The organism is Mesorhizobium maamorense, from assembly GCF_044998965.1.
Taxonomy (GTDB): domain Bacteria; phylum Pseudomonadota; class Alphaproteobacteria; order Rhizobiales; family Rhizobiaceae; genus Mesorhizobium.
Genome location: NZ_CP173356.1, coordinates 4316324 through 4341098 on the forward strand (window position 1 = coordinate 4316324; position 24775 = coordinate 4341098).

The 24775-nt window shown below is 63.3% G+C and carries 24 protein-coding genes and 1 pseudogene; 15 read left to right on the forward strand and 10 right to left on the reverse strand.

The window, feature by feature from the left end; genetic code table 11:
* Positions 1 to 12: 12 nt before the first annotated feature.
* A complete protein-coding gene (locus ACIU1A_RS21575) occupies positions 13 to 2091 on the forward strand; it encodes a hypothetical protein (protein ID WP_140897340.1) in 2079 nt (692 codons plus the stop codon).
* A gap of 103 nt (positions 2092 to 2194) precedes the next feature.
* Here ACIU1A_RS21575 and clpS read toward each other — a convergent pair whose 3' ends face one another.
* The 4 genes from clpS to ACIU1A_RS21595 all read right to left on the reverse strand — a co-directional run bounded on the left by clpS (position 2195) and on the right by ACIU1A_RS21595 (position 3711).
* The gene (gene clpS, locus ACIU1A_RS21580) at positions 2195 to 2500 is read right to left on the reverse strand and encodes an ATP-dependent Clp protease adapter ClpS (RefSeq protein WP_140496053.1); all 306 of its coding nucleotides are present in this window, start codon (positions 2498 to 2500) and stop codon (positions 2195 to 2197) included.
* Between the two features lie 100 nt (positions 2501 to 2600).
* Positions 2601 to 2924 carry a hypothetical protein gene (locus tag ACIU1A_RS21585; protein WP_404925235.1) on the reverse strand — a complete coding sequence of 108 codons (324 nt, stop codon included), beginning with the start codon at positions 2922 to 2924 and terminating at the stop codon, positions 2601 to 2603.
* 212 nt (positions 2925 to 3136) lie between these two features.
* Positions 3137 to 3370: a hypothetical protein gene (locus ACIU1A_RS21590; protein ID WP_404925236.1), complete on the reverse strand. Its 234-nt coding sequence runs from the start codon at positions 3368 to 3370 to the stop codon at positions 3137 to 3139.
* 38 nt (positions 3371 to 3408) lie between these two features.
* Positions 3409 to 3711 carry a hypothetical protein gene (locus tag ACIU1A_RS21595; RefSeq protein WP_140549836.1) on the reverse strand — a complete coding sequence of 101 codons (303 nt, stop codon included), beginning with the start codon at positions 3709 to 3711 and terminating at the stop codon, positions 3409 to 3411.
* Positions 3712 to 3991: 280 nt separating this feature from the next.
* Between ACIU1A_RS21595 and ACIU1A_RS21600 the strand changes: the two genes are divergently transcribed.
* Positions 3992 to 4708 carry a response regulator gene (locus ACIU1A_RS21600; protein ID WP_140582166.1) on the forward strand — a complete coding sequence of 239 codons (717 nt, stop codon included), beginning with the start codon at positions 3992 to 3994 and terminating at the stop codon, positions 4706 to 4708.
* Positions 4705 to 6114: an ATP-binding protein gene (locus tag ACIU1A_RS21605; RefSeq protein ID WP_404925237.1), complete on the forward strand. Its 1410-nt coding sequence runs from the start codon at positions 4705 to 4707 to the stop codon at positions 6112 to 6114. Before ACIU1A_RS21600 ends, ACIU1A_RS21605 begins: the two co-directional genes overlap by 4 nt.
* 15 nt (positions 6115 to 6129) lie before the next feature.
* Here ACIU1A_RS21605 and choV read toward each other — a convergent pair.
* From choV to ACIU1A_RS21625, 4 genes and pseudogenes are all read right to left on the reverse strand, one after another.
* Positions 6130 to 7312, reverse strand: a pseudogene (gene choV / locus ACIU1A_RS21610) (choline ABC transporter ATP-binding protein).
* Positions 7309 to 8163, reverse strand: a complete 855-nt coding sequence (gene choW / locus ACIU1A_RS21615; RefSeq protein WP_140567114.1) for a choline ABC transporter permease subunit — start codon at positions 8161 to 8163, stop codon at positions 7309 to 7311. Before choW ends, choV begins: the two are co-directional and overlap by 4 nt.
* A 138-nt stretch (positions 8164 to 8301) precedes the next feature.
* The gene (locus tag ACIU1A_RS21620; RefSeq protein WP_140496061.1) at positions 8302 to 9237 is read right to left on the reverse strand and encodes a choline ABC transporter substrate-binding protein; all 936 of its coding nucleotides are present in this window, start codon (positions 9235 to 9237) and stop codon (positions 8302 to 8304) included.
* Between the two features lie 37 nt (positions 9238 to 9274).
* Positions 9275 to 9400 carry a hypothetical protein gene (locus ACIU1A_RS21625; protein WP_263483040.1) on the reverse strand — a complete coding sequence of 42 codons (126 nt, stop codon included), beginning with the start codon at positions 9398 to 9400 and terminating at the stop codon, positions 9275 to 9277.
* 75 nt (positions 9401 to 9475) lie between these two features.
* On the opposite strand from ACIU1A_RS21625, the gene ACIU1A_RS21630 reads away from it, so the two are divergent.
* The 9 genes from ACIU1A_RS21630 to ACIU1A_RS21670 all read left to right on the forward strand — a co-directional run bounded on the left by ACIU1A_RS21630 (position 9476) and on the right by ACIU1A_RS21670 (position 20375).
* Positions 9476 to 10087 carry a thymidine kinase gene (locus ACIU1A_RS21630; RefSeq protein ID WP_140516940.1) on the forward strand — a complete coding sequence of 204 codons (612 nt, stop codon included), beginning with the start codon at positions 9476 to 9478 and terminating at the stop codon, positions 10085 to 10087.
* Between the two features lie 136 nt (positions 10088 to 10223).
* Positions 10224 to 10613 (forward strand): c-type cytochrome, encoded by a 390-nt coding sequence (locus ACIU1A_RS21635; RefSeq protein WP_404925238.1) that lies wholly within the window; start codon positions 10224 to 10226, stop codon positions 10611 to 10613.
* A 324-nt stretch (positions 10614 to 10937) separates the two neighbouring features.
* Entirely contained in the window at positions 10938 to 12026 is a 1089-nt protein-coding gene (locus ACIU1A_RS21640; RefSeq protein WP_140496064.1) for a hypothetical protein, read from the forward strand.
* Positions 12027 to 12066: 40 nt separating this feature from the next.
* Positions 12067 to 13212: a hypothetical protein gene (locus tag ACIU1A_RS21645; protein ID WP_404925239.1), complete on the forward strand. Its 1146-nt coding sequence runs from the start codon at positions 12067 to 12069 to the stop codon at positions 13210 to 13212.
* Positions 13213 to 13236: 24 nt separating this feature from the next.
* A complete protein-coding gene (locus ACIU1A_RS21650; RefSeq protein ID WP_404925240.1) occupies positions 13237 to 15147 on the forward strand; it encodes an ATP-binding protein in 1911 nt (636 codons plus the stop codon).
* Positions 15148 to 15247: 100 nt separating this feature from the next.
* Complete coding sequence (locus ACIU1A_RS21655) at positions 15248 to 15664, forward strand: endonuclease domain-containing protein (protein WP_404927990.1); 417 nt, start codon at positions 15248 to 15250, stop codon at positions 15662 to 15664.
* A 108-nt stretch (positions 15665 to 15772) separates the two neighbouring features.
* Entirely contained in the window at positions 15773 to 17074 is a 1302-nt protein-coding gene (locus ACIU1A_RS21660; RefSeq protein ID WP_404925241.1) for a DUF6638 family protein, read from the forward strand.
* Between the two features lie 104 nt (positions 17075 to 17178).
* Positions 17179 to 18303 carry a DUF2333 family protein gene (locus tag ACIU1A_RS21665; protein WP_404925242.1) on the forward strand — a complete coding sequence of 375 codons (1125 nt, stop codon included), beginning with the start codon at positions 17179 to 17181 and terminating at the stop codon, positions 18301 to 18303.
* Positions 18304 to 18695: 392 nt separating this feature from the next.
* On the forward strand, positions 18696 to 20375 hold the full coding sequence (locus ACIU1A_RS21670) for a formate--tetrahydrofolate ligase (protein WP_404925243.1): 1680 nt from the start codon (positions 18696 to 18698) through the stop codon (positions 20373 to 20375).
* A gap of 69 nt (positions 20376 to 20444) precedes the next feature.
* On the opposite strand, the gene ACIU1A_RS21675 is transcribed toward ACIU1A_RS21670, so the two are convergent.
* Entirely contained in the window at positions 20445 to 21089 is a 645-nt protein-coding gene (locus tag ACIU1A_RS21675) for a cysteine hydrolase family protein (RefSeq protein ID WP_404925244.1), read from the reverse strand.
* A gap of 132 nt (positions 21090 to 21221) precedes the next feature.
* Between ACIU1A_RS21675 and ACIU1A_RS21680 the strand changes: the two genes are divergently transcribed.
* Positions 21222 to 22217, forward strand: a complete 996-nt coding sequence (locus tag ACIU1A_RS21680) for a GlxA family transcriptional regulator (RefSeq protein WP_404925245.1) — start codon at positions 21222 to 21224, stop codon at positions 22215 to 22217.
* Positions 22218 to 22232: 15 nt separating this feature from the next.
* Here the strand turns inward: ACIU1A_RS21680 and ACIU1A_RS21685 are convergent, their stop codons facing one another.
* Complete coding sequence (locus ACIU1A_RS21685; protein WP_404925246.1) at positions 22233 to 22790, reverse strand: sugar O-acetyltransferase; 558 nt, start codon at positions 22788 to 22790, stop codon at positions 22233 to 22235.
* Between the two features lie 133 nt (positions 22791 to 22923).
* On the opposite strand from ACIU1A_RS21685, the gene ACIU1A_RS21690 reads away from it, so the two are divergent.
* Together ACIU1A_RS21690 and ACIU1A_RS21695 are read left to right on the forward strand one after the other, a co-directional pair.
* Positions 22924 to 23385, forward strand: a complete 462-nt coding sequence (locus ACIU1A_RS21690; RefSeq protein WP_140516958.1) for a DUF4126 domain-containing protein — start codon at positions 22924 to 22926, stop codon at positions 23383 to 23385.
* A complete protein-coding gene (locus tag ACIU1A_RS21695; protein WP_404925247.1) occupies positions 23382 to 24758 on the forward strand; it encodes an FAD-containing oxidoreductase in 1377 nt (458 codons plus the stop codon). The genes ACIU1A_RS21690 and ACIU1A_RS21695 overlap by 4 nt, the downstream gene beginning before the upstream one ends.
* The last annotated feature ends 17 nt before the right edge of the window (positions 24759 to 24775 follow it).

The window sequence follows — 24775 nt, forward strand, 5'->3', positions numbered from 1 at the left end:
GGAGGGTAAGGCATGAACTGGTCGATCTCCTTCGAACCGCTGATCTCCTGGTCGCTGCTGGCCCTTGTGCTGGTGCCGCTGGCCCTGCTCGCGGCCGTCGGCCTGTGGTTTCGCCAGCGCGGCGCGGTCCTGCGCCTCGTCGCATTGCTGGCGCTCGCCGCCGCTCTCTTCAATCCGGTGTTCCTCAACGAGGAGCGCGAGCCGCAGCAAAGCGTGGTTGCCCTGATCGTCGACCGGAGCCAGAGCCAGGACATCGGTGAACGGACCAAACAGACCGACGAGGCGCTGGCCGGGCTTGAGCAGCGCCTCGGCCGCTTCAAGCAGTTCGACGTCCGCGTGGTCGAGGCCGGCAAGTCGGAAGCCGCCGAGGAACGCACGGAAACGCGGCTGTTCGGCGCGCTCGAAAACGCCTTCCGCGACGTGCCGCCCTCGCGCATCGGCGGCGCCGTCATGATCACCGATGGCGAAGTGCATGACGCACCCGCCGGCGCGCCTGATTTCAATGCCCCGCTGCACGCCTTGATCACCGGCAACGACCACGAGAAGGATCGCCGCATACGTTTCGAGAACGCGCCCCGCTTCGCCCTCGTCGGCAAGCCGCTCGATATGACCTATCGCGTCATTTCAACCAGCAACGAGACCGGGCCGGTCGATGTGCGCGTTTCGGTCAATGGCGAGCAGGTCGCGGTCGAGCATGCCACCGTCGGCCAGGCCATGCCGCTGCAGGTGACCATTCCCAGCGCCGGGCGCAACATCATCGAACTCGCCATCGATCGCGAGCCGGGCGAGCTCACCGACACCAACAACCGTGCCATCGCGCTGGTCGACGGCATTCGCGAGAACCTGCGCGTGCTGCTCGTCTCCGGCGAGCCGCATGCGGGCGAGCGCACCTGGCGCAATCTGTTGAAATCCGACGCCTCGGTCGATCTCGTCCATTTCACCATCCTGCGGCCACCGGAGAAGCAGGACGGCACGCCGATCAACGAATTGTCGCTGATCGCCTTCCCGACGCGGGAACTGTTCGTCGAGAAGATCAAGGATTTCGACCTGATCATCTTCGACCGCTACCAGCACCGCGACGTGCTGCCGATCCTCTATTACGACTACATCTCCGAATATGTCGAAAAAGGCGGCGCGCTGCTGATTGCGGCCGGACCCGAATATGCCGGTGAAAGCTCGATCGCGCGCACGCCGCTGATGTCGGCGCTGCCGGCGATGCCGACCGGCGAGGTCGTCGACAAGGCGTTCTATCCTCGCCTCACCGACATCGGCCAGCGCCATCCGGTGACGCGCGGTCTCGACGGCTCTGCCAGCGAGCCGCCGCACTGGAGCCGCTGGTTCCGCACCATCGGGGTGCAGAATCCCGAAGGCGAGGTGGTGATGAAGGGAGCCGAAAACCGGCCGCTGCTCCTGCTCGACCGCAAGGGAGAAGGCCGCGTCGGCATGCTTCTGTCCGACCAGGGCTGGCTGTGGGCGCGCGGCTTCGAAGGCGGCGGCCCGCATGTCCAGCTCTACCGCCGCATCGCCCACTGGCTGATGAAGGAGCCAGAACTCGAGGAGGAACGGCTGACCGCCGACGGGCGCGGCATGGTGCTGGAAATTCGCCGCCAGACCATGGCCGACGACCCCGGCCCGGCCCAGATCATCACGCCCTCCGGCAAGACCATCACCGTCAAACTCGAGAAATCCGAACCCGGTGTCTTCCTAGGCAGCGCCCAGACCTCCGAGATCGGCCTTTACCAGGTCGGCAATGGCGACCTTACCGCTCTTGCCCATGTCGGGCCGGTCAACGCACCCGAATTCGCCGACGTCGTTTCCACGCAGGACCGGCTGAAGGCTCCCGCCGAAGCCACTGGCGGCAGCGTTCGCAGGCTTGCGGGATCGACCCTTGGAGGCGGCGACGTTACCTTGCCCTCGATCGTCCCCATACGGTCCTCGGGAGAAGCGTCCGGCGCCGACTGGATCGGCCTGCGCACCACCGACGACAGCGTACTCAAGGCGGTCTCGCGCGTTCCGCTGTTCGGCGGCTTCCTCGGCCTCGGCCTGCTGCTGCTGGCGATGGGTTCGATGTGGTACCGCGAGGGACGGTAGCTTCCTTCTCCCGGTCATTATACGGGGAGAAAGACGCTGTCGCGGATGGTTTCGCCAATTATCGGCGTTGCGAAGGGAGCCAAGGCTATGAAGGAGCCCTGCTCTACTCCTCCGGCTCCGTCGTGAACATCAGCGGATAGCCCTTGGCCTTGCCGGCGTCGGTGGCCCGTGTCGCCTTTGTCTCGGCGACGTCCTTGGTGAAGACGGCGACGACGCAGACGCCGCGCCGATGCGCCGTGATCATCACCCGATGCGCCTGGTCTTCGCTGAGCTTGAACTCGCCTTTCAGCACCGTCACCACGAATTCACGCGGCGTGAAATCGTCATTGAGCAGGATGACCTTGTAGAGCTTCGGCCGCTCGGTCTTGGGTAGGGTCTGCGTACGGGGCTTTGTCGTGATTTCAGGCATGGGAACCGGCAATTGCGCGAGCCTCGGCTTCGCCCCTATTTTCGCACGGGCGAAAGCGAGCGTCCAATCACAGAGCTATGTGGGAGGTATGGCCCGCGGTTCAACGGCCCTGGCGGCCGAAGCCCCGTCGGGAGGGCAAGTTTCCGGCCGCATCGGACCGGCGTTCCATCCAGGACGCAACCGGCCAGGCGACGACGCAGATCAGCGTCACGCTGGCAAGTGCGATGAGCAGCCACGTCTGCGCGGGCGTGATGTAATCCCAGTCGGTGGAAATCACAGGCGCGAACAGTGACGGCTCAGTGCGGCCGCTGGCCGGATCCGGCACGGGACTGGCGGTGGACAGGATCATAAGCCGGGCGGCGCCGGTGGCGACCAGGCCGCCGAACACGATCGAGCGCAGAATAGACGAAAGCCGCCTCTTCATGCGGATTGTCCTACGGCGCCGGCCTTGCAATCGGGTTAAGGCCGATCGAGACAAAGCCGCCGGCGCCGGCTTCGGCCACATCGTTCGGACCTGTCCGTTCGCTTCATTGCCGATACACGGCCTTCGGCTTTTTCGGACAGGAAGAAGGCCGCTCCAGCAAAACGCGACTGGAGCGGCCTTGTCATAAGGCAGGCAGTTGTGCCCGACCTGGATTAAGCCTTCGGAGCGACCTTCTTGTCGGTCTTCTTGACAGTCTTCTTCGCCTTCTTGTGCTTCTTGGCAACGACCTTCTTCACCGGAGGCTTGGCGGCCGTGGTCGCCGGAGCGGTGGTCGTCGAGGAAGCAGCCGGAGCAGCGGTCGTGGTGGCAGCGGCGTTGCCGAGAGCCGGCATGGCGAAGGCGAGGGCAACGGCGAGACCGGTGGCGGAGAGGATGGACTTTTTCATGGCTTCATTTCCTTTTCATGCGGGTCGGGTTTCGAGTGTCACTGAACCGGGTCGTTCGGTGTCACCCCCAGCAACTTCAAAGCGTTGGCGAGCATCCGGATGCCCTGTGCCTGTTTCTTGGCGGCGCAGTACCGGTTGCCCTTTCTCTGAAGTGCCTTTGCCGCGGTGACCTGCGTTGCCGTGGCATGGGTTTCGAGGGCTTCGTCGAATTGGTGGCTGAGATTGGCACACCGCTCGGTCCGGGTGGTGAGCGTCACTTTTGCATCCGATTGTCCAGCAGCGGCTGTGACGAGCGAAATGCCCATCAACGCACCCAGCAAACTGATCGACAACCTTGGCATCGGTTAATCCGTGAACCCGGAGACTTGCGTCGCGGCCAAATGACCTGACCGCCACGGCACCGTTATGCCGGCCTAGTTTTTCAGGAGTTTTTCCCGATTATAGAATTTTGTTTCTGGATTGTGTCTGTGCGCCCCGGCGGGAGGCCTCCAGCGCATTCGGTGTGGAGATTGCCGGATTTACGTTGCCTTGAAATCCAAGGCACTGGCCAACATATGGCCCGAATTCTATCGTGTGGGTGGCCGCCTGCCGGCTTGGCAGGTCAACGAAGACAGGATCCCCGTGAAATCCGACGCACACATACTGATCGTCGACGACGACAAGGGCATTCGCGACCTGCTGCAGGAGTTCTTCCAAAAGCGCGGTCTGCACACATCGGTTGCCGCCGACGGCACCGAGATGGAAACGATCCTGCGCCGTGCACAGGTCGATCTCATCGTGCTCGACGTCATGCTGCCCGGCAGGAGCGGGCTGGAACTGTGCCGTGACATCCGGGCCCAGTATTCGACGCCGATCATCATGTTGACCGCCGTCACCGAGACGACAGACCGCGTGGTTGGCCTCGAGATGGGCGCCGACGACTATGTGCCCAAACCTTTCGACCCCCGCGAATTGCTGGCCCGCATACGCGCCGTGCTGCGGCGCAACGGCGCCCCCGAGCCCAAGCGCGCCACATCGAAGCAGATCTACCGCTTCGCCGGCTGGACGATGGATTGTTCGCGGCGCCGGCTGACCGCGCCCGACGATGTCAGGGTCGAACTGACCATGGCGGAGTTCAACCTGTTGCAGACCTTCGTCAAGAGCGCACAGCGCGTGCTGACCCGCGACCAGCTCATCGAACTCTCCGGCGGCGACAGCGATTATTCCTTCGACCGCAGCATCGACATCCTGGTCAGCCGGCTGCGGCGCAAGATGGAAGATGATCCCAAGACGCCCAAGCTGATCCTGACGGTGCGCAGCGGCGGCTATCAGTTCCTCCCCGAAACGAATTCCGAATGAGACGTTTCCTGCCGCAGACCCTGCCTGTCTGGGTGCTGCTGATCGTCATTGCCGGCCTGCTGATCAGTCAGGTCGCGACGCTCTACATCGTGTCGCGCGACCGCGCGGCCGCCAATGACGTGGTCGATCTCTACCGCCTCAACGACCGCGCCTATTCGCTGGTGCAGCTGATGCATGCCGCCACGCCCGAGGAACGCAAGGCGACCGCTTCCGGCCTGTTCAACGCCACCTATGCTCTCACGGTTTCAGACACCCCCGCGGTCACCTCGTCGATCGCCGGCGACGATGAACTCGCCGAGTTGGAAGACATTCTCGTTGGACGGCTGTCGAAGTTCGGCGTCACCGACGCGCGCGTCCGGCGCGATCCGGCGACGCAGGAATCCGACACCCCCGGCGGCGAGGTCATGAACAGGGACGTCGGCCAGGTAGAACGCGACCTCCTGGTGCTGGCGGCGAATTTCGCCCAGAGCGACAAGCTAACGGCCTCGCTGCGCTTCGCCGACGGCCAATGGCTGAACTTCACCGAGCCGATCACGCCGGTCGGCCCGATCCTGAGCTTCGACAGCCTGCCGCTCTATTCGCTGATAGCGGGGCTGGTGGTGATCATGTCGATCTGGTCGCTGCGCCGGCTGACCGCGCCCTACCGGATGATGGAAACCGCCGTGAACCGGATCGGCAATGACCTCAAGAGCCCGCCGATCGCCGAAAGCGGCAGCCGCGAGGTGCGCGCCGCCGCCAAGGCGATCAACGCCATGCAGGCGAGATTGCGTGAATATGTCGAGGACCGTGAGCACCTGGCCGCCGCGCTGGCGCACGACCTGCGCACGCCGATGACCAGGATGCGGCTGCGCCTGGAACTGTTGCGCAAGTCGGCGGTTCGCGAGGCGCTGGCGCACGATCTCGCCGATGTCGAGAGCATCGCCAGCTCGGTGATCGACTTTGCCACCTTCGAGGTGAACGAGGAAAAGAGCGAGCGCATCGACTTCTGGTCGCTGGTGGAATCGATCGCCGACGGCTACGCCGAGGTCTCCTTCGACAATGATGATACGCGCTCGCGCGGTCTGATCTGCATGGCGCGGCCGGTCGCGCTCAAGCGCTGCGTCACCAATCTTGTGCAAAATGCAGTCACCTACGGCAAGAAGGCGCATCTCAGCCTGTACCGGTCGGGCGACATGATCACGCTGGCCATACGCGACGAAGGGCCGGGTATTCCGCAAGCCCAGATCGACGCCGTGTTCGGATCTTTCGTGCGCCTGGAACAGTCCCGCAACCGCCAGACCGGCGGCCTCGGCCTCGGCCTCACCATCGCCCGCAACATCGCGCGTGCCGCCGGCGGCGAGATCCGCCTGTCCAACCATCCGGACGGCGGCCTGCTGACGGAGCTGCGTCTGCCGCTGGCGACTTGAGACGCGACTGAGGGATTACCGCCGCAGCACCGCGCTCAGCACGTCCCTGATGCCGATCGCGCCGACGAAGCGCGACTGGTCATCGAACAGCGCCACGGGCGCAGTCTGCGACCGGTGCATGGCCAGCATCACGGTCTTCAGCGACGTTCCGGGATTGGCCCAGAACACCTGGGCCGCTTCCTCGGGCTGGCCTTCGACCTCGGCGCAGGACACCCATACCGCCGGCTTGCCGTCACGCTCAGCCGCCGCCACGAGGCCATGGTCGTCGATCTTGAAGCGCGTCGTCTTGCGCCGGTCGAGCCACACCCAGCCGTCCTTGCCCTGTTCGAGATCGCGGCGGTCGCGCATCACGTTCCAGGCGGTGAGCACCGACAGCGGATTCACATTGGCGATGAAGTCGCGGACATAATCGTTAGCGGGCTTGAGCACGATGTCCTCCGCCGCGCCGGTCTGCACGATGCGTCCGCCCTCCATGATTGTGATGTGGCTGCCGATCTTCAGCGCTTCCTCGAGGTCGTGGCTGACGAAGATGATGGTCTTCTTCAGTTCGGCCTGCAAGCTGCAGCAACTCGTCTTGCAGCTTGGTGCGGATCAGCGGGTCGAGCGCCGAGAACGGCTCGTCCATCAAAAGGATCGGCGCCTCGGTGGCGAAGGCGCGCGCCAACCCGACGCGCTGCTGCATGCCACCCGAAAGCTCATGCGCGTATTTCTTCGACCACTGCTCGAGATTGACCAGCTTGAGCTGCCTGTGCACGCGCTCCTTGCGCTCGGCGTCCGGCACGCCGGCAAGTTCGAGGCCAAGCCCGACATTCTCTTCCACCGTCCGCCACGGCAGCAGGCCGAACTGCTGGAACACCATGGCAACCTGCTTCTGCCGCAGGCGCCGCAAGGTGGCCTCGTCGCAGGTGACGACATCGACGGTGCGGTCGCCATCCTTGACCAGAACCTGGCCGCGCGAGACGACGTTCAGGCGATTGACTGCTCTCAGCAGTGTCGACTTGCCCGAGCCGGACAGACCCATGAGGACGGAAATCTCGCCCTCATGCACGGTAAGGCTGGCGCCGGCACAACCGAGCACATTGCCGGTCTGCTCGAGGATCTCGGCGCGCGTCGCACCCTCGTCGATCAGCGCCAGCGAACCCGCCTGGTCGGCGCCGAAGACGATATCGACGTTCCTGAAATCGACGGCGACGGTCATTTCTTGCCTCCAACGCCAATGCGGGTCATGCGGTCGAGCACGATGGCGAGCACGACAATGGCGAGCCCGGCCTCGAGGCCGAGATCGATGCGGCGCGAACCGAGCGCGCGGTTGATCTCGGTGCCGAGCCCGCCGGCGCCGATCAGCGCTGCGAACACCACCATCGACAGCGACAGCATGATCGACTGGGTCAGGCCCGCCATGATGGTGGGCAGCGCCGAGGGCAGTTCGACCTTCCACAGCAGCTGGCTCCTGGTGGCGCCGAAGGCCTCGCCGGCCTCGATGATCGACTTGGGCACGGAGACGACGCCGAGATGCGTGAGCCGGACCGCGGTCGGGATGACGAAGATGATGGTGACGATGAGGCCGGGCGCGTTGCCAAGGCCGAACAGGGTCAGCACCGGGATCAGGTAGACGAAGGTCGGCAGCGTCTGCATCAGGTCGAGCACCGGCAGCATGAAGCGGTAGACCTTCGGCTTGTGCGCCGCCCAGATGCCGAGCGGCACGCCGATGGCCATTGCCATGGCGGCGGCGGCCACGACCAGCACCAGCGTCTGCACCGTCTGTTTCCACAGGTTCTGGTTGATGATGAAGATCAGCCCGAGGAAGACGCCGATCGCGAGCGGGCGCGAACGCTGCAGCAGCCAGGCAATGATGGCGATGATGAGCGCCAGCAGCACCGGCGGCACGACCAGCAGGAGGTCGACCAGGCTGTCGAGAATGAAGTTCAGGCCGTTGGAAAAGGCCCTGAAGACGGTGTCGAAATTGTCGGTGAGGAACCCGAAGAACGCCTTGCCCCATGGGCCGATGGGAATCTTGTAGCTGACCAGGAATTTGGAAATCGGATCCATCTTGCCCCCTCTCCTACCGGCATCGCCCTGCCGCGGTGTCCGCTGTCGTCACGTCATCTTCTCACAGCATATGAAAAAGGGCAGCCTTTTCCAGTGGCTGCCCTTTGTTCTCACGCGTGCATGCCGAAGTCAGTCGGCTCAGCTCCCCAGTGCGGTCTTGATGGCCGCTGCCGCATCGCCGCCGTCGAAGGTGGTCACGCCGGCGATCCAGGGTGTCACGGCATCCGGATTTTTCTTCAGCCAGTCGGTGGCGACAGTCTGGGCGTCGCCGCCCTTGAGGATGGCGTCCATCAACTGGCCTTCCATGTCCAGGTTGAACTTGAGGTTGGCAATGAGCTTGCCAGCGTTCGGGCACTCGGTGGTGTAGCCCTTGCGCACATTGGTGTGGACGGTGGCGGCACCGAAGCCGCTGTCGCCCATGCCGTCGAGATAGGTGATCTTCATGGCGCCCATCACCGGGTGCGGCGTCCAGCCGAGGAAGGCGATCCACTCATTGTTCTTCATCGACTGCTCGGCCTGCGTCAGCATGCCGGCCTCCGAGGATTCGACCAGTTCGAAGCCTTCGAGATTGTCCTTCGGGTTCTTGATCATGTCGAGGATGATGCGGTTGCCGTCATTGCCGGCCTCGATGCCGTAGATCTTGCCGTCGAACTTGTCCTTGAACTTGCCGAGGTCGGTGAGTGTCTTGACGCCGGCATCCGCCACATAGGTCGGCACGACGATGCCGTAGCCGGCGCCGGTCAGGTTCGTGCTGATGGTCTCCACCGAACCGTCGGCCGTGTAGTCCTTGATGTCGTTGGTCATCGACGGCATCCAGTTGCCCAGGAAGACATCGAGGTCCTTGTTCTTCAGCGACGCCATCGTCACCGGCACCGACAGCTGGATTACCTGCGGCTCGTAGCCGAGCGCCGTGAGCAGCACCGAGGCGATGCCGGTCGTCGCCTGGATATCGGTCCATCCGACATCGGAAAGGCGTACCGCCTTGCAGCTAGCCGGATCCCCGGCGAAGGCAGCGCTCGTCGACAAGAAAGCCGCAAGGCCGAGGCCTGCGACGAAGGAATTCATACGCGACATGAACTTTCTCCCATTTCGATTCTTTGGCGAGGCGAAGTCACGGTTTTTGTGCCCGCCTTGTTTCGTCAGCCAAACACCATTCTCGTGCGGTTTCAAGCATTAAGGCAATCACGATCAACGGCGCTGGCTGGCCGATCAGCGACACGTCAGCCGCTTTTTCCATGCGAGCCGGCTTTTTTGGTGGAAGGCCTGCCAGGGGCCTTCCCCGCGCCCGGCCAAGTGGGCTTAAAAGGGCGCCATGGCCAAACTGTATTTCCACTACGCGACGATGAATGCGGGCAAGACGACGATGCTCCTGCAGGCGTCGTACAATTACCGCGAGCGCGGCATGACGACGATGCTGTTCGTCGCCGGCCACTACCGCAAGGGCGACACCGGCCTGATTTCGTCACGCATCGGACTGGAAACGGAAGCCGAGATGTTTCGTGACGGCGACGACCTGTTCGCCCGCGTCGCCGAACATCATCAGCACGGTGCCGTGCATTGCGTCTTCGTCGACGAGGCGCAGTTCCTCGAGGAGGAGCAGGTCTGGCAGCTCGCCCGGATCGCCGACCGGCTCGACATTCCGGTCATGTGCTATGGCCTGCGCACGGATTTCCAGGGCAAGCTGTTTTCCGGCTCGCGCGCGTTGCTGGCCATAGCCGATGAGCTGCGCGAAGTGCGCACCATCTGCCGCTGCGGCCGCAAGGCGACGATGGTGGTGCGCCTCGGCCCCGACGGCAAGGTCGCTCGGCAGGGCGAACAGGTGGCGATCGGCAAGGACGTCTATGTCTCGCTCTGCCGTCGCCATTGGGAAGAAGAAATGGGTCGCGCCGCCCCCGACGATTTCATCGGCTTTGTCGCGCCTTGACCGGGCTGTGGCATCACGGCCGCCACACTTGCCGCCATCGATCGGCTTTCGCGATCCCGCCACGATGCAGCGTTTGTTAAGGCCCCGGTCCTATTCTGCGTCCTCTCGTTCCAGCCAGAACTCGTCGGGGATAGCCATGTTTCGAGCCGCTTCGTCTGCCGCAGCCTTTCTGCTTGCCGGCGTCCTTGCCGCCCATGCCGGCGGCGATCCGGCACTGGGCAAGAGGGTCTTCAACCGATGCCTTGCCTGCCATGAAGCAGCGAGCGACCGCGACAAGGTCGGCCCGCATCTGATGGGTGTCGTCGGCCGCGCCGCCGGCAGTGCCAAGAGCTTCCTCCGCCATTACTCCGAAGCGATGAAGAGTGCAGGCGCCGCCGGTCTCGTCTGGGACGAGGCCAACCTCGCCGAGTATCTGAAGGCGCCGCGGCAAAAAGTGCCCGGCAACAAGATGGCCTTTGCCGGCCTGAGCAGCGATGACGACATCGCCAACGTCATCGCTTATCTGAAGGCCGATCCCAAGCCCTGAGCCAGGATTATTCCGTCCCGCGACGGACGCCGAGCTGCCACCGTCCTCACCGCGCTCAATGCTCTGTCGGATTTCAGGCATTCGTGGCAGCGGGGATTGAATGCCTGGCCGTCATCCGCCGACGTTGAAGTTCAACGACAGTTGAACCACGCGCATTCGAAACGATCCTTTCGCCATGATCGCCGATCGATTGCGTCTCAAGGGCGCGGGCAAGGTTTTTGTTTTCGAAGCGCCCGTGTCTTCACGTCTTTCAATCCCCTGAAGCCCCACATATATTCGCCGCTGTTCGCAATCAGCGACCTGATGCCGGAGCGGGAGGCCCTTATGGCGACATTGCAGAATTTCGATGCTGAAATTGCCAGGACCAAGCAGGTCGTCCAGGACATGCGCACCAAGATAGACCAGTCCGGCGCCGTGCTCGACAAACTTGCCACCGCCGACAAGAAGATCGGCGACGCCAATTTCGACATCGAGAACGCCCGCATCGAAGACGTGCTGAAGCAGCAGAAGGTGATGGAAGGCAACATCGCCGACCTGATCATCGGGCTGGAGGACGCCACCAACGTTTTCGGCGCCGAGTTCGAGAGCATGAAGAACTACACCGGCTGGGAAAACTTCATCGGCATCTTCTCCAGCCAGCGCAAGCAGCGTCTGCGCACCGACCGCGTCCGCAACATGTCACTGGCCGGCAACCTGCAGGAACTGCTGGCCAAGTCCGACACCATCGTCGGCATATTGAAGGCGCAGAAAGAAGTCCTCGACCAGCGCTACAAAACCTCCGAGACCAGCCTGTCGCAGGTTATCGAGCGCCGCAAGGCCACCATGTCCAACCTGGAAACCGTGCAGAAGCGCATCGAGGAGCTCAATCCGATGCTGCTCGACATCGAAAACAAGATCGCCGCCTCCACCAGCCAGAAGGAACGCACGCAACTCGAGGGCGAACGTTCCAAGCTCGCCACGGAATACAATGAGAAGCAGGCCAAGGAACAGGAATTGCTGGCCGAGAGCCAGACGCTGGAGCGCTACACCTCGATGTTCCAGACCTTCGTCGATTCGCTCAACAACCAGATCGCCGCACAGTCGACCCTGATCAACAAGCTGACCATCGACACCGAGCAGCGCATCGTCCTCTACAAGGCGCTGGAGGATTCGCTGAAGACCGCGGCTCAGCAGGACGTCGCCCACAAGATCAACACGCTGGGCAGCCAGGTCGACAACACCGCCGAGGAGACCATGGCCGGCATTGGTGCCGCCTCGCAGAAGCACATTGGCGACCTGCTCGAGATGCACGAGAAGAACATGGTGGCCACCGCCGACATCCAGCGCCGCAAGAAGCTGGCCGACGACGCCTTCGCCCGCCGTTTCGACGAAGTGCTGAAGAAGCACAATTCGGCCAATTACGTGCAGTCGTAATTGCCGCCCGCACCGGTGCGACAATGCCATGGCCAATAGCATGACCTCCGAAAACGACGCGGCGGCGCGGTATTTCTCGGCAATCACGGCAGCGCTCAGCGGGCTGGAAGTGTTCATGCGCGACGATCGCTCGCCGCTCTACCGGCACGGCATCGTCGCCAAGATCGTCGCGGAATACATCGCCCGGCTCGACAAGTCGTTCTCCTGCTGGCGCAACCGGCTGGGCTTCATGGACACGTTCCGCATTTCGCGCGCCGAAAGCGGATTCCCGGTGTTCCAGAACCTGCTTGAGCTCGAAAACGACCGCCGCCAGGCTGACACGCGGCTCGCCAACATCCCGCTGGCCGACGAATTGCGCGATGAGATGGCCGACTTCATCCTGCGCCACAAGGAATTCCCCCAAGCGCTGCAGAAGTCGATGGCCGAGAGGCTTTATCTCGAGGACGTCAAGAGCGAGCAGACCTTCGGCCCCTTCACCCTGGCGCAGACGGCCAAGGTTTCCGTCAATCCGAAGACGGCGCGGCCCTACTACCTCGTCCATTGGGCGACCTTCGACGGCAGCGCCAACCTGCCGCTGGTCTACATGGTGACGGTGGAAGATTCCTCCGAAGACATGATCCGCCAGCTCGTCGACCGCAATGGCAAGCTCAACGACCAGATCGACATTCCATTGCCAGTCGATGGCCTGCTCAATCCCGAGCTTGCCCATCGCTTCGACGATTTCACCGAAAAGAACTCGGCCTACACGCTGTCGCCGGCAACCATCGCCGTCAACCTCGACAAGGACTTCGAGCCGCTGCACCCCAAGCAGCTTCGGCGCGTCGTGCTCGGCCCCTTCTATTCGGCCGGGATCACCGACAACAATTCTACGGTGACCGAGGTTCTGGCCAAGGTGCGCAAGCCGGAGAACGCCTGGCTGCTGACCTGGACCATCCAGGAGGTCTATTCCAAGGGCGAAAAACCCGGCCGCAAGGGGCTGTTTTCGAGCGAGAAGACGACGCAGGAGTTCTTCATCAACACCGACGACCTCGAGGCCGCGCGCCAGGGCGTGTCGAGCTACGAAAACCACGCATTGATCCCGCACGAAGCCTACCAGGCGCTCTATGCCGCCGGCGAAGCGCAGAAGATCTTTTCCGGCTACAAGGTCCACATCCTGTCGAATGGGCAGGTCATCTCGGACGTCTGACCGTCACACCACGGAGCAACCTTCATGGATACCGGCCTGACCACCATCCCGGAAGCGGCGATCGAGAAGCACCGCGCCACCGCGCAGAGCTTCATCACCCGCATCGTCGTGCTGGAAGACCCGTCTAGCTCCTCCGGCACCGCGCTTGCCGGCACCAATCGCCGCTTCGTCTCCACCGTCTCTGTCGGTTCGGTGCGCCGCACGCGCGAGGTCGAGCTGGCGAAGACCGTCGGCGCCGTTCACCCCGACGACCAGTTGCTGACCATCCCGCAGCACACACTTTTGTTTCGCGCCCGGCGCGGCACGGCGCTCGCGCTCGCCATATCGGATGTTTTCGCCGAAGGCTCCGATCTCGAAAGCCTGCAGGCCAGGAACACCCGCGCTCCGCTCGAAGGCGACGAGGCCGCCACGTTCAAGAAGCTTCTGTCCGCCTCGGCTTACATTGCCGCCTTCAGCCTGTCCTCCTATCTGTTCCAGCTCATCGACAGCGACGGCGAGGCGCCCAACGACATTCCCGAGCCGGATTTCCTCTTCGACACGCCGCAGGACGCGGTGAAGTCGATCCTGGCCGGCCTCGACAAGGCGATTTCGGGCGCATCCGACGATGCCGACCTGATGACCAGGGCGCGCGCCTTCGCCCGCGTCGCCATCGACGGCCTCCTGGCGCGAAAAGGCCGCTTCGACGGCATCGGCCCGTTCGAGAACGCGCATATCCGCATCGATGCCGACGATTTCACGCTCGACGGCTTCGACGTCGCGCCGGGCAAACGTTCCAGGCCGCTGGTGATGACCTTCAAGAAACCGGAAGAGGTCGTCGGCAACCACATCGCCAAATATCAGTCGGTCAAGCTCGCCAAGATGCTGATGGCCTATGATTTCGAACGCGAGCTGAACCCGTTCGTCGAGCTCGGCGGTTTCCTCTTCACCTTCATCGGCGACGGCGCACCCGGCACCGGCAAGACGACGCTGATCCAGATGATCGCCGGCCTCCTCAACGGCTACTGCCAGGTCGCCGGCTATCCCTTCGCCTATGAGAATTTCGGCGTCGACCAGATTTCGTCCTATCAGGGCAAGTCAGGCCAGAACTGCCGCCAGTTCATCAACAATGTCTTGAACCCGCGCGTCATCGGCTTTGGCACGATCGACGACATCGACCAGGTGGCGGCGCGCCGCTCCGATGACCGCGCCTCCGCCGGCCAGCAGGAGATCACCGGCGTCCTGATGGATGCCTTTGCCGGCGCCGCCACCGTCGTTCGCGGCAATTGCTCGTTCGGCATGTTCTCCAACTATCCTGAAAATGTCGACGACGCGCTGCGCCAGCGCGCCGGCGCCCGCTGGCTGGTCGACGGGCCGCAGACGCGTGACGATTACATCGACATTTTCGTGCTGCTCGCCGGCAAGAACCACAAGATCCCGCTCGGCGACCACGAACTTTACGCCGCGCAGGAGATCCAGCGCGCCGTGGCCGAAGCCTATGAGGAGCACAAGAAGCCGCAGGAGGACGGGCTGATCCGGGTCCATGAGCGCTACATGAAGGAGAATGGCGCGCCCAAGACCATGGCCGACATCGGCACCTATCTGCACCTGATCAAGCAGGCCGAGCCGCGCTTCACCGGCCGCGCCATCAAGAACGTCACCGACGCCATCAAGATGCGCGCCATGGACATCGAGCTTCCCGACGACTGGTTCGAAAAACCAGAGGTTTTCATGCACAAGAGCTATGACGAGAAGAAAGTGATGATCGAGCAACTGCGCGGCCCGTTCTCGATGGACATGGTCATGCAGGAGATCAACCGCTACGCCGACAGCGAGTTCCGCTACTCCGACAAGTCCGACGACGCCGCAGTGGAAAAGCTATTACGCGACGCGCGGCTGCGCGAACGGGCAGCGCGTGAGATGGAGGAGATGAAGAAAAAGGGGCTGTGGAATGCTTGAGCTTCCTTCGAAGCCAGCAGGTGCTGAAAGGTTTGGCGCTAACGCTGACGCCCCCCTCTCCCCGTCCTTCACGGGGAGAGGTAAGGGTGAGGGGCAGCGCATGCGCGGACCATCAATCGAGACGACGAAGCGAGCAAGACGATTGCGTCAGTCGGACAATGACGCCGAAGATGCGCTTTGGATGGAATTGCGCGACCGCAGACTGAACGGGTACAAATTCGTGCGACAGTTTCCGATAGGCAGCTACTTTGCTGATTTTGCCTGCAGAGAATGCCAGCTGGTTGTCGAAGTGGACGGCAGTCAACACGCTGACAACAAATATGATCGGGTCCGTGACCAATTCCTGGTTTCAAATGATTGGTCTGTACTCCGCTTTTGGAACGCGGACGTATTAAAGGAACGAGACGCGGTGCTCGAGACCATATTGGCGGCTATCGAACGGCGCCTCGATCGCCATATCGAGACGAACAATCTTCGATTTATCGCCGCCAAAGGCTATGGGGAGACATGTCCTTGACCGTCAGCGCCGCCCCTCACCCTTACCCTCTCCCCGTGAAGGACGGGGAGAGGGGGCGTCAGCGTTGGCGCTTCGCCTTACCAAGCAAAGCCTCTTGGGTTCTTCGATATGAACGCCCGCAAACCCGATCTCCTGCGCGACAACGAGCTCATTTACGGCCGGCTGCTTGTCGTCGACGAGCCGCATCTCATCGAGCGTTACAACAAGGCGCTTGCCGCCTTCGGCCTCGAGCCCACCAAGCTGAACAGCTTCCAGATCGACCGCACCGGTTTTTCGCCGGAAGTGGCGGAGGAATGCGGCGACTACGGCTACCTCGATCCCAATGAGGTCAACCGCCGCTTCATCATCTTGACGCCGTCGCAGATCGACCTGCCGGTGGTGCACACCGCCTTCTCCAACACCTCGCAGCTGATGTTCGAGTTCATGTCCAGGAATCAGCGGGCCATAGACGCGCTGACCATCAAGGACGTCATCTACGGCGAGATCGAGGATTCCATTCCCAAGGTCAACGATATCGAGGATCTGCTGTCGATCAACCAAGTCGAGTTCAAGGTGCTGTCGGCCGAGGATGTGCTGGGCAAGGCCGCGGAGCTCGGCAAGCTCGTCGACCGCCTGAAACAGGAGCCTGACGCCTGGCGCGACAACGCCATGCTCACCCGCATGGTGGAACTGGCCAAGATCTGCGGCGACATCCGCGAGAACGCGCTGGTGCCCGACCAGGTAATCTTCCGCCACAACGCCTACTGGACCAGCCATTTCGGCGGGCTCTACGTGTTCGTCGACCCCGACATGACGACCGTCATCAGCGATCCGGCGGCCCCCGGTTTCCGCCGCTCGCGGCCGTGGCAGGTAAGCTATCTCTCGATCAAGGACGCCGACAAGGTGTTCAAGTTCCTCGCCGCCACCGGCCGCATCGAACTGCCGCGCGCCTCCTGGATCGAAGCCTCGGGCTATCTCGAGCACCGCGCCGAGATGGTGGTGCGCGCGCTGATCCGCGACGCCGAGCCGAACCGCAATCTGACCGACGTCGACAAGGTCTGGCTGCAGACCTGGATCCAGGGTCATGCCGACCTGATCACCAGGGACGGCAATTTCCCCTTCCTCAACGCCGCCAAGCGCGAGATTGCCCAGCTCGGCCATCTCAAGATCGAGGATGTGTTCCCGCAGCAGCGCTTCCTGGTGGTCCGCGCCAAGCCCGACCATCCCGACGCCTGGCTGACCAACCGGCTGATCTCGGATTTCGTGCCGTCGGACTTCGTCTCGCGCTACGTCTTCAACAAGCAGGGCTTCTACAAGGACTATGAGGGCTTCAGCGACGCCTGGCGATCGCATGTTGTGGACATTCTGAAAACCACATATCTGAAGGACAAGGTGGCGTTCCGCACGCGCCTCTACGGCCTGACTGACTAGAACGAAACCGGCCGTCATTTCGTTCTAACTTCTTGTTTTGGCGCATGATCTTATCCAAAAGTCCGCAACTTTTTGACAATATGCTTTGAGGGGGTGACACAGCCATGCTCGATCCGATCGTGAACTTCTTCGTCAGGATTTTCCAATGGATCGGCCGCGGCATCGGCCTCCTGATCGGCGTCATCTTGTGGCCGTTCATGTGGGTCGGCCGCTGGTATGCGCAACGCGGTTGGATCCTCAAGGCCGTGCTCGGCCTCGCCTTGCTCGTGCTGCTCGGCCTCTATGCCAATTTCTTCTACGCCACACAGTGGTGGAACAATTTCAACCCGAGCTATCCCGACACCTACACGTTCGAGAAGCGCAACATCTCGGCGGGCGAACAGGTAGCCGCCGGTGCCGGTGCCGACACTGCCAGGACCTGCGGCAACTCCGGCATCGCCCAGATTGCCGCCGATTTGACCGACTTCAACGTTAACCAGAATGCCTGGATCTCGTCGATGATCCTCTACAAGCTCGGCCTGTTCGGCATCAGCTGGGACAACACGCCGTGGATGGACAACAAGGCCTCGTTCCAGCGCGGCATCAACCAGGCGGTGCGCCGCACCGCGACCGAGCTCGCCGACAATCTCGGCCGTGTGCGCACGACATCGCAGATCGACGCCGACCTGCAGGATGCGCGCGGCAATCTGCAGTTCGACGAGTACACCTGGTATTTCGGTGTAAGCCCGTTCGGCCCGAAGACGCCGACCCCGAGCTATTATCGCGACGCCGTGCGCAAGCTGCGCTCCTTCAACGCCCGCCTCGCCACCTGCCAGGCCACCTTCGATGCCCGCGCCGACAATCTGAAGCAATATATCGACCGTATCGCCAGCGATATCGGCTCGACCTCGGCCATTCTCAAGGAACGCGCCGAAAACCATAACAATGGCTGGTTCGATTTCCGCGCCGACGACCGCTACTGGTTCGCCTATGGCCAGCTCTACGCCTATTACGGACTGATGAAGGGCGCGCAGGCCGACTTCGAGGACGTCATCAAGGAAAAGCACCTGCAGAGCCTGTGGGATACGATGGACGCGCAGTTCGTCTCGGCGCTGCGCATCCAGCCCTTCATCATCGCCAATGGCCGCGAGGACGGCTGGCTCCTGCCCACGCATCTGACGACCATGGGTTTCTATGTGCTCAGGGTGCGTTCCAACATGGTCGAAATCAGCAACGTGCTGACGCAGTAGGGCTGGTCGGCCCAATGCATGTGGCTCAAAAGTGGTCCGGCCTGGGGAGAACGACATGCATGGAAACAAATGCCTGAAGCGCGATGCGCTTTAGGCCGGCGATGGCGGATTTGCGCCGCCTTGTCTGTCGCATTCCGTGCATTGCGCGGCTGTTTTGAGACGGCGGACGCGTCCCCGCTCTGGCTTCTATACGGCGCGGCAAGCGGAGCCAGAAAGAACCGGAGGCAGGTCGGCCCGCCGCAGAGGAATTTTCTTCATAGGAAACATAGTTGCATGAAAGTTGACGCCACGGCAGCGAGAGGGCTAGAACATGCCCTTGCCCGCGCGGCGTATCGAACATGCACCAGTGATCAACCCGTCCCCTCCACCGTCCAATCCAGAGGAAAGCCGTCATGGCAGAAGTGAAGTCCGACATCGAGATCGCCCGCGGTGCGAAGAAAAAACAGATCCAGGAGATCGGCGCCAAGATCGGCATCCCGACCGAACACCTTTTGCCCTATGGCCATGACAAGGCGAAGGTCTCCGCCGAATTCATCAAATCGGTGAAGGGCAACAAGGACGGCAAGCTGATCCTGGTCACCGCCATCAACCCGACCCCGGCCGGCGAAGGCAAGACGACCACCACCGTCGGCCTCGGCGACGGCCTGAACCGCATCGGCAAGAAAGCGATCATCTGCATCCGCGAAGCCTCGCTCGGTCCGAATTTCGGCGTCAAGGGCGGTGCGGCCGGCGGCGGCTACGCGCAGGTCGTGCCGATGGAGGACATGAATCTCCATTTCACCGGTGACTTCCATGCCATCACCACCGCGCACAACCTCCTGTCGGCGTTGATCGACAACCACATTTACTGGGGCAATGAGCTCGGCATCGACACCCGCCGCGTCGCCTGGCGCCGCGTCATGGACATGAACGACCGGGCGCTGCGCGAGATCATCTGCTCGCTCGGCGGCGTCGCCAACGGCTATCCGCGCGAGGCCGGGTTCGACATCACCGTCGCCTCGGAGGTCATGGCCATCCTGTGCCTCGCCACCGACCTGAAGGACCTGGAGAAGCGCCTGGGCGACATCATCGTCGCCTATCGCCGCGACAAGTCGCCGGTCTATGCCCGCGACCTCAAGGCCGACGGCGCCATGGCCGTGCTGCTCAAGGACGCCATGCAGCCGAATCTGGTGCAGACGCTGGAGAACAATCCGGCCTTCGTGCACGGCGGCCCGTTCGCCAACATCGCGCATGGCTGCAACTCGGTGGTCGCCACCACGACGGCGCTCAAGCTTGCCGACTACGTCGTCACGGAAGCCGGCTTCGGCGCCGACCTCGGTGCGGAAAAATTCTTCGACATCAAGTGCCGCAAGGCCGGGCTGAAGCCGGCGGCGACGGTCATCGTCGCCACCGTACGCGCCATGAAAATGAATGGCGGCGTCAAGAAGGAAGACCTCGGCAAGGAAAACATCGAGGCGGTGAAGAAGGGCTGCGCCAATCTCGGCCGCCACATCGAGAACATCAGGCAGTTCGGCGTGCCGGCGGTAGTCGCCATCAACCACTTCTACTCCGACACGGATGGCGAAATCCAGGCGATGAAGGATTATGTCGCCTCGATGGGCGAAGAGGCGATCCTGTGCAAGCACTGGGCCAACGGCTCGGCCGGCATCGAGGATCTCGCCAAGAAAGTGGTGGCGCTGGCCGAATCCGGTGCCTCGCAGTTCGCGCCGCTCTACCCCGACGCCATGCCGCTGTTCGAGAAGATCAACACCATCGTCCAGCGCATCTATCGCGGCTCGGAAGCGATCGCCGACAAGTCGGTGCGCGACCAGTTGCACGCCTGGGAGCAGGCCGGCTACGGCCACTTGCCGGTCTGCATGGCCAAGACGCAGTATTCCTTCTCGACCGACCCGAACCTGCGCGGCGCGCCGACCGGCCACACCGTACCGGTGCGCGAGGTCAGGCTTTCGGCGGGCGCCGGCTTCGTCGTCATCATCTGCGGCGAGGTCATGACCATGCCCGGCCTGCCCAGGGCGCCGTCGTCGGAAAAGATCTTCCTCAACGAAGCCGGCCAGATCGAAGGCCTGTTCTAGAAATCCTCAATTCCAAAAAGTGCAAAGGGCGCCGCAGCGATGCGGCGCCCTTTGTATTTCCGCAGACGACTACGCAGCGTTGCGAGCCAGCGCCCGCTGGTTGGAGCCGAAGATCGTATCGCGTTCCGGCAAGGTGCCGGTCTTCAGGCACTCGATCCATTCGTCGGTCTTGAGCACGGCGGCGAAGCGCGACTGCAGGATGATTGTCACCACGCGGTGGATCTCCTCGGCCGAGGCATAGCCGGCGCTATTGGCGTAAGGCACCGAGCCGGTCGCGTCGGACAGGAACTCGACGGCAAAGCCCATATGCACGGCGTGGATGATGGTCGACAGGTCGCAATTATGCGTCATGTAGCCGACCACCACGATCGTATCGACAGCGTTGGCGCGCAGCCACTCTTCGAGATCGGTGCCGGTGAAGGCGGAAGGCAGCGTCTTCTCGACATAGTGGTCGCGTGGCCGCCTCGATATCTCGGGATGCAATTCCGCGCCATGGCTGCCCTTGGCGAAGATTGGCGACGTCTCCGGCGCCATCTGCTTGACGACCACCACCTTGATGCCGGCCGCGGCTGCCGCGTCCATGGCGCGCGCCACGTTGACGACGCTGTCGCGGAACGGCGGATGCTGGATGGCGAGATTGCCGCCGTCATAGTCATTCTGGACGTCCACGACGACGAGCGCGCGGCGCGGCGTCTTGCTGGCTGGTTCGGACATGATGCATTCCTTTCAGGCTTGATGTGATGCCCGAGCATAGGTCCGCCACCATCGGACGAAAGTGGCCCGATTGACATCATTCGAAAGAATTGGGACAATCCGCATAACCCCGCGCAGAAATCCCCGGAAGACATGACCCACCAGATCGTCGCCGTCCTCGCCTTCGACGGCATCAGCCCGTTCCATCTCTCCGTGCCTTGCCTGGTGTTCGGCGAAGATCGCACATCGTTCGGCCTGCCGCGCTTCGACTTCCGCATCTGCGCGATCGAGGCCGGTCCCGTCCACACCGAGGCCGGGCTGAGCGTCGCCGCGCCGCATGGGCTTGAGGGGCTCGACGGCGCCGACATCGTCATCGTGCCGAGCTGGCGGGATCTCGAAGACCCGCTGCCGGAACCGCTGACCCAGGCATTGCGGCGGGCCCACCGCAGTGGTGCCCTGATCGTCGGCCTTTGCCTGGGAACATTCGCAGTCGCTGCTGCCGGACTGCTTGGCGGTCGGCGTGCGGCCACGCATTGGGCCTATGCCGAGCGGCTTCAGAAGCTTCATCCCGACATCGCGGTGGACGCCGAGGTGCTCTATGTCGACAATGGCGACGTGGTGACGTCGGCCGGCGTCGCGGCCGGGCTCGACTGCTGCCTCCATATCGTTCGCGCCCGCTACGGCGCCGAGGCAGCACTGCGGCTCGCGCGGCAGATCGTGCTCTCCCCGCACCGGCAAGGCGGACAGGCGCAGTTCATCGAGCGTCCGCTGGCGAGGAGCGCCGATACCGACAGGTTCACACAAGCACTCGACGCGGTGCGCGCGACGCTCGGCGAAGCGCACAGCCTGGACCGCGTCGCCGAAGCCGCCGGCCTGACCCGGCGCACCTTCACCCGCCGCTTCCAGAAATCGATCGGCACCAGTTTCGGCGATTGGCTGATCGAGCAACGGCTTGAACTGGCGCAGCGTCTGCTCGAGTCGACGGAAAAATCGATGGACGTCGTGGCCTTCGAGGCCGGCTTCGGCAGCGCCGCTTCGCTACGCCAGCATTTTTCGGCGCGTCTCAGGACCTCACCGGCGCAATACCGGCGTGAATTTTCCAGGCGGGCCGACCAGGGCGACCGGTCGCCGCACGCGCTTTCGCACTGAGCGCCCGCCGGGCACTCAACCGCGTTTGACCGCCCGCGCCGGATTGCCGACCACCGTCATGTTCGCGGGCACGTCGCGCGTCACCACGGCGCCGGCGCCGACGATGGCGCCCTCGCCGATGCTGATCCCGCCGAGGATCACCGCGCTGCCGCCGATCCAGGCATTGGCGCCGATCTCGACAGGCCGCGCGACTTCGAGCCCGGCTTGTCGCCCCGCGGCCTCCCTGTGATGCTCGGCGCAATAGATCTGCACATTGGGGCCGAGCAGCGTTCCCTTGCCGATGCGCACGCTTGCCGTGTCGAGAATGATGCAGCCGGCATTGAGAAAGACGCCGTCCCCGAGAAAGATGTTGAAGCCATAGGCACAGTGGAACGGCGCCTCGATGCGGGCGCCCTCGCCCGCGCCGCCGAGCAGATCCTGCAAGGCAGGCCCGATGTTGCCGCGCTGACGGGGCGCAAGCGAATTGTGCTCGAATACGGCGCCCGCAGCCACGCCGCGCAGCGCCTCCAGTTCGTCATCCATGCACGTATACCACTCGCCCGCCGCCATTTTTGCGCGTTCGCTCTCAGCCATGCGGTGCCTCCGTCATCATTGCCACGCACCGTTGCGGCGTAAGAGAGCGCCTATGCAAGTACTGGCCAAATACCGGACCTATGGTAGCCTGCCTTTTCAGGGCTGTCCCGGCCCGGGATCGAGGGGGATGAACATGCTTTACATTCTTGCACTTCTGATCGGGGTCATTGCCGGCCTGCGCGCCATGACCGCGCCGGCCGCCGTCGCCTGGGGCGCCTGGCTCGGCTGGCTGCCGGTTGCCGGCACCTGGGCAAGCTTCATGAGCCACTGGGCCGCTGTCGGCATTTTCACTATCCTGGCTATCGTCGAGCTGGTCACCGACCAGTTGCCGTCGACGCCGAGCCGCAAGGTGCCGCAGCAATTCGGCGCCCGTATCCTGCTCGGTGCCTTCAGCGGCGCTGTGATCGGCGCCACTGGCGGCGCCACCATCGTCTGCCTGATCGCCGGCGCCATAGGGGCCGTTATCGGCACGCTCGGCGGCGCGGAGGCGCGCGGCCGGCTGGCGGCCGCCTTCGGCAAGGACCAGCCCGCGGCCTTCATCGAGGACGCGGTCGCGATCGTTGGCGGCCTCTTGATCGTGGCGGCGGTGGCATGACGGCGAAAACCTTCGATGCCATCGTCATCGGTGCCGGCCAGGCCGGCCCTCCGCTGGCCGGCCGGCTAACGGCGGCCGGCATGAGCGTGGCGCTGATTGAGCGCAAGCTGGTCGGCGGCACCTGCGTCAACACCGGCTGCATGCCGACCAAGGCCATGGTCGCCAGCGCCTATGCCGCGCATCTCGCGCGGCGCGCCGCGGACTATGGCGTGACCCTCTCCGGCCCGGTCGGCGTCGACTATGCCAGGGTCAAGGCGCGCAAGGACAAGGTGTCGAACGACGCCCGCGGCAATCTGGAAACCTGGATCGCCGACATGGATAAATGCACGCTCTATCGCGGCCATGCGCGTTTCGAATCCGCCAACACGGTGCGCGTCGGCGATGATCTCCTGACCGCCGGCAAGATCTTTCTCAACACCGGCGGCCGCGCATCGGTACCGGATCTGCCCGGCATTCACGACATCGACTTTCTCACCAACTCTTCGATGATGGACCTCCACGTGTTGCCGCGCCACCTCGTGGTGGTCGGCGGCAGCTACATCTCGCTCGAATTCGCGCAGATGTTCCGCCGCTTCGGCGCGGAGGTCACGATTGTCGAAAAGGGCTCGCGGCTGATCGGCCGCGAAGACGAGGATGTGTCCGACGCCATCCTGTCGATCCTCGAAAACGAAGGCATCGCGGTCCATCTCGGCGCCGACGCCATAAGCTTCGCCAGGCAGGGCGAGGATATTGCCGTTGCCTTCTCCGCCGGCAAGCCGCCGGCCGTCGGCTCGCATGTGCTCCTGGCTCTGGGGCGAACGCCCAATACCGACGATCTCGGCCTCGACAAGGCCGGCATCGAGGTCGACAAACGCGGCTTCATCACCGTCGACGACCAGTTGCGCACCAGCGTGCCCGGCATCTGGGCGATGGGCGACTGCAATGGCAAGGGCGCCTTCACCCACACGTCCTACAACGATTACGAGATCGTCGCGGCCAATTTGCTCGACAATGATCCGCGCAAGGTCAGCGACCGCATCGAGGCCTACGCTCTCTACATCGACCCGCCGCTCGGCCGCTGCGGCATGACCGAGGCGTCAGTGAAGAAGTCGGGACGCCGCGCGCTGGTCGGCCAGCGACCGATGACCCGCGTCGGCCGCGCCGTCGAGAAAGGCGAGACGCAAGGCTTCATGAAGATCCTCGTCGACGCCGACACAAGGGAAATCCTCGGCTGCTGCGTGCTTGGCCCCGGCGGCGATGAAGCCGTGCATTGCGTGCTTGACCTGATGTATGCCAAGGCGCCTGTGGACACGCTGGCGCGCGCCATGCACATCCACCCCAATGTCTCGGAACTGCTGCCAACCATCGCCCAGGAGTTGAAGCCGCTGGTCTGAACTCCGGCTTCAGCGGT

Excerpts from the sequence above, each read along its gene's own strand:
- ACIU1A_RS21575 (WP_140897340.1), top strand. The coding sequence starts at position 13 with ATGAACTGGTCGATCTCCTTCGAACCGCTGATCTCCTGGTCGCTGCTG.
- ACIU1A_RS21665 (WP_404925242.1), top strand. The coding sequence starts at position 17,179 with ATGCTCGATCCGATCGTGAACTTCTTCGTCAGGATTTTCCAATGGATC.
- ACIU1A_RS21605 (WP_404925237.1), top strand. The coding sequence starts at position 4,705 with ATGAGACGTTTCCTGCCGCAGACCCTGCCTGTCTGGGTGCTGCTGATC.
- ACIU1A_RS21690 (WP_140516958.1), top strand. The coding sequence starts at position 22,924 with ATGCTTTACATTCTTGCACTTCTGATCGGGGTCATTGCCGGCCTGCGC.
- ACIU1A_RS21650 (WP_404925240.1), top strand. The coding sequence starts at position 13,237 with ATGGATACCGGCCTGACCACCATCCCGGAAGCGGCGATCGAGAAGCAC.
- ACIU1A_RS21620 (WP_140496061.1), bottom strand. The coding sequence starts at position 9,237 with ATGTCGCGTATGAATTCCTTCGTCGCAGGCCTCGGCCTTGCGGCTTTC.
- ACIU1A_RS21670 (WP_404925243.1), top strand. The coding sequence starts at position 18,696 with ATGGCAGAAGTGAAGTCCGACATCGAGATCGCCCGCGGTGCGAAGAAA.
- ACIU1A_RS21595 (WP_140549836.1), bottom strand. The coding sequence starts at position 3,711 with ATGCCAAGGTTGTCGATCAGTTTGCTGGGTGCGTTGATGGGCATTTCG.
- ACIU1A_RS21585 (WP_404925235.1), bottom strand. The coding sequence starts at position 2,924 with ATGAAGAGGCGGCTTTCGTCTATTCTGCGCTCGATCGTGTTCGGCGGC.
- ACIU1A_RS21640 (WP_140496064.1), top strand. The coding sequence starts at position 10,938 with ATGGCGACATTGCAGAATTTCGATGCTGAAATTGCCAGGACCAAGCAG.
- ACIU1A_RS21675 (WP_404925244.1), bottom strand. The coding sequence starts at position 21,089 with ATGTCCGAACCAGCCAGCAAGACGCCGCGCCGCGCGCTCGTCGTCGTG.
- ACIU1A_RS21625 (WP_263483040.1), bottom strand. The coding sequence starts at position 9,400 with ATGGAAAAAGCGGCTGACGTGTCGCTGATCGGCCAGCCAGCGCCGTTG.
- ACIU1A_RS21660 (WP_404925241.1), top strand. The coding sequence starts at position 15,773 with ATGAACGCCCGCAAACCCGATCTCCTGCGCGACAACGAGCTCATTTAC.
- ACIU1A_RS21645 (WP_404925239.1), top strand. The coding sequence starts at position 12,067 with ATGACCTCCGAAAACGACGCGGCGGCGCGGTATTTCTCGGCAATCACG.
- choW (WP_140567114.1), bottom strand. The coding sequence starts at position 8,163 with ATGGATCCGATTTCCAAATTCCTGGTCAGCTACAAGATTCCCATCGGC.
- ACIU1A_RS21590 (WP_404925236.1), bottom strand. The coding sequence starts at position 3,370 with ATGAAAAAGTCCATCCTCTCCGCCACCGGTCTCGCCGTTGCCCTCGCC.
- clpS (WP_140496053.1), bottom strand. The coding sequence starts at position 2,500 with ATGCCTGAAATCACGACAAAGCCCCGTACGCAGACCCTACCCAAGACC.
- ACIU1A_RS21680 (WP_404925245.1), top strand. The coding sequence starts at position 21,222 with ATGACCCACCAGATCGTCGCCGTCCTCGCCTTCGACGGCATCAGCCCG.
- ACIU1A_RS21655 (WP_404927990.1), top strand. The coding sequence starts at position 15,248 with ATGCGCGGACCATCAATCGAGACGACGAAGCGAGCAAGACGATTGCGT.
- ACIU1A_RS21630 (WP_140516940.1), top strand. The coding sequence starts at position 9,476 with ATGGCCAAACTGTATTTCCACTACGCGACGATGAATGCGGGCAAGACG.
- ACIU1A_RS21695 (WP_404925247.1), top strand. The coding sequence starts at position 23,382 with ATGACGGCGAAAACCTTCGATGCCATCGTCATCGGTGCCGGCCAGGCC.
- ACIU1A_RS21685 (WP_404925246.1), bottom strand. The coding sequence starts at position 22,790 with ATGGCTGAGAGCGAACGCGCAAAAATGGCGGCGGGCGAGTGGTATACG.
- ACIU1A_RS21635 (WP_404925238.1), top strand. The coding sequence starts at position 10,224 with ATGTTTCGAGCCGCTTCGTCTGCCGCAGCCTTTCTGCTTGCCGGCGTC.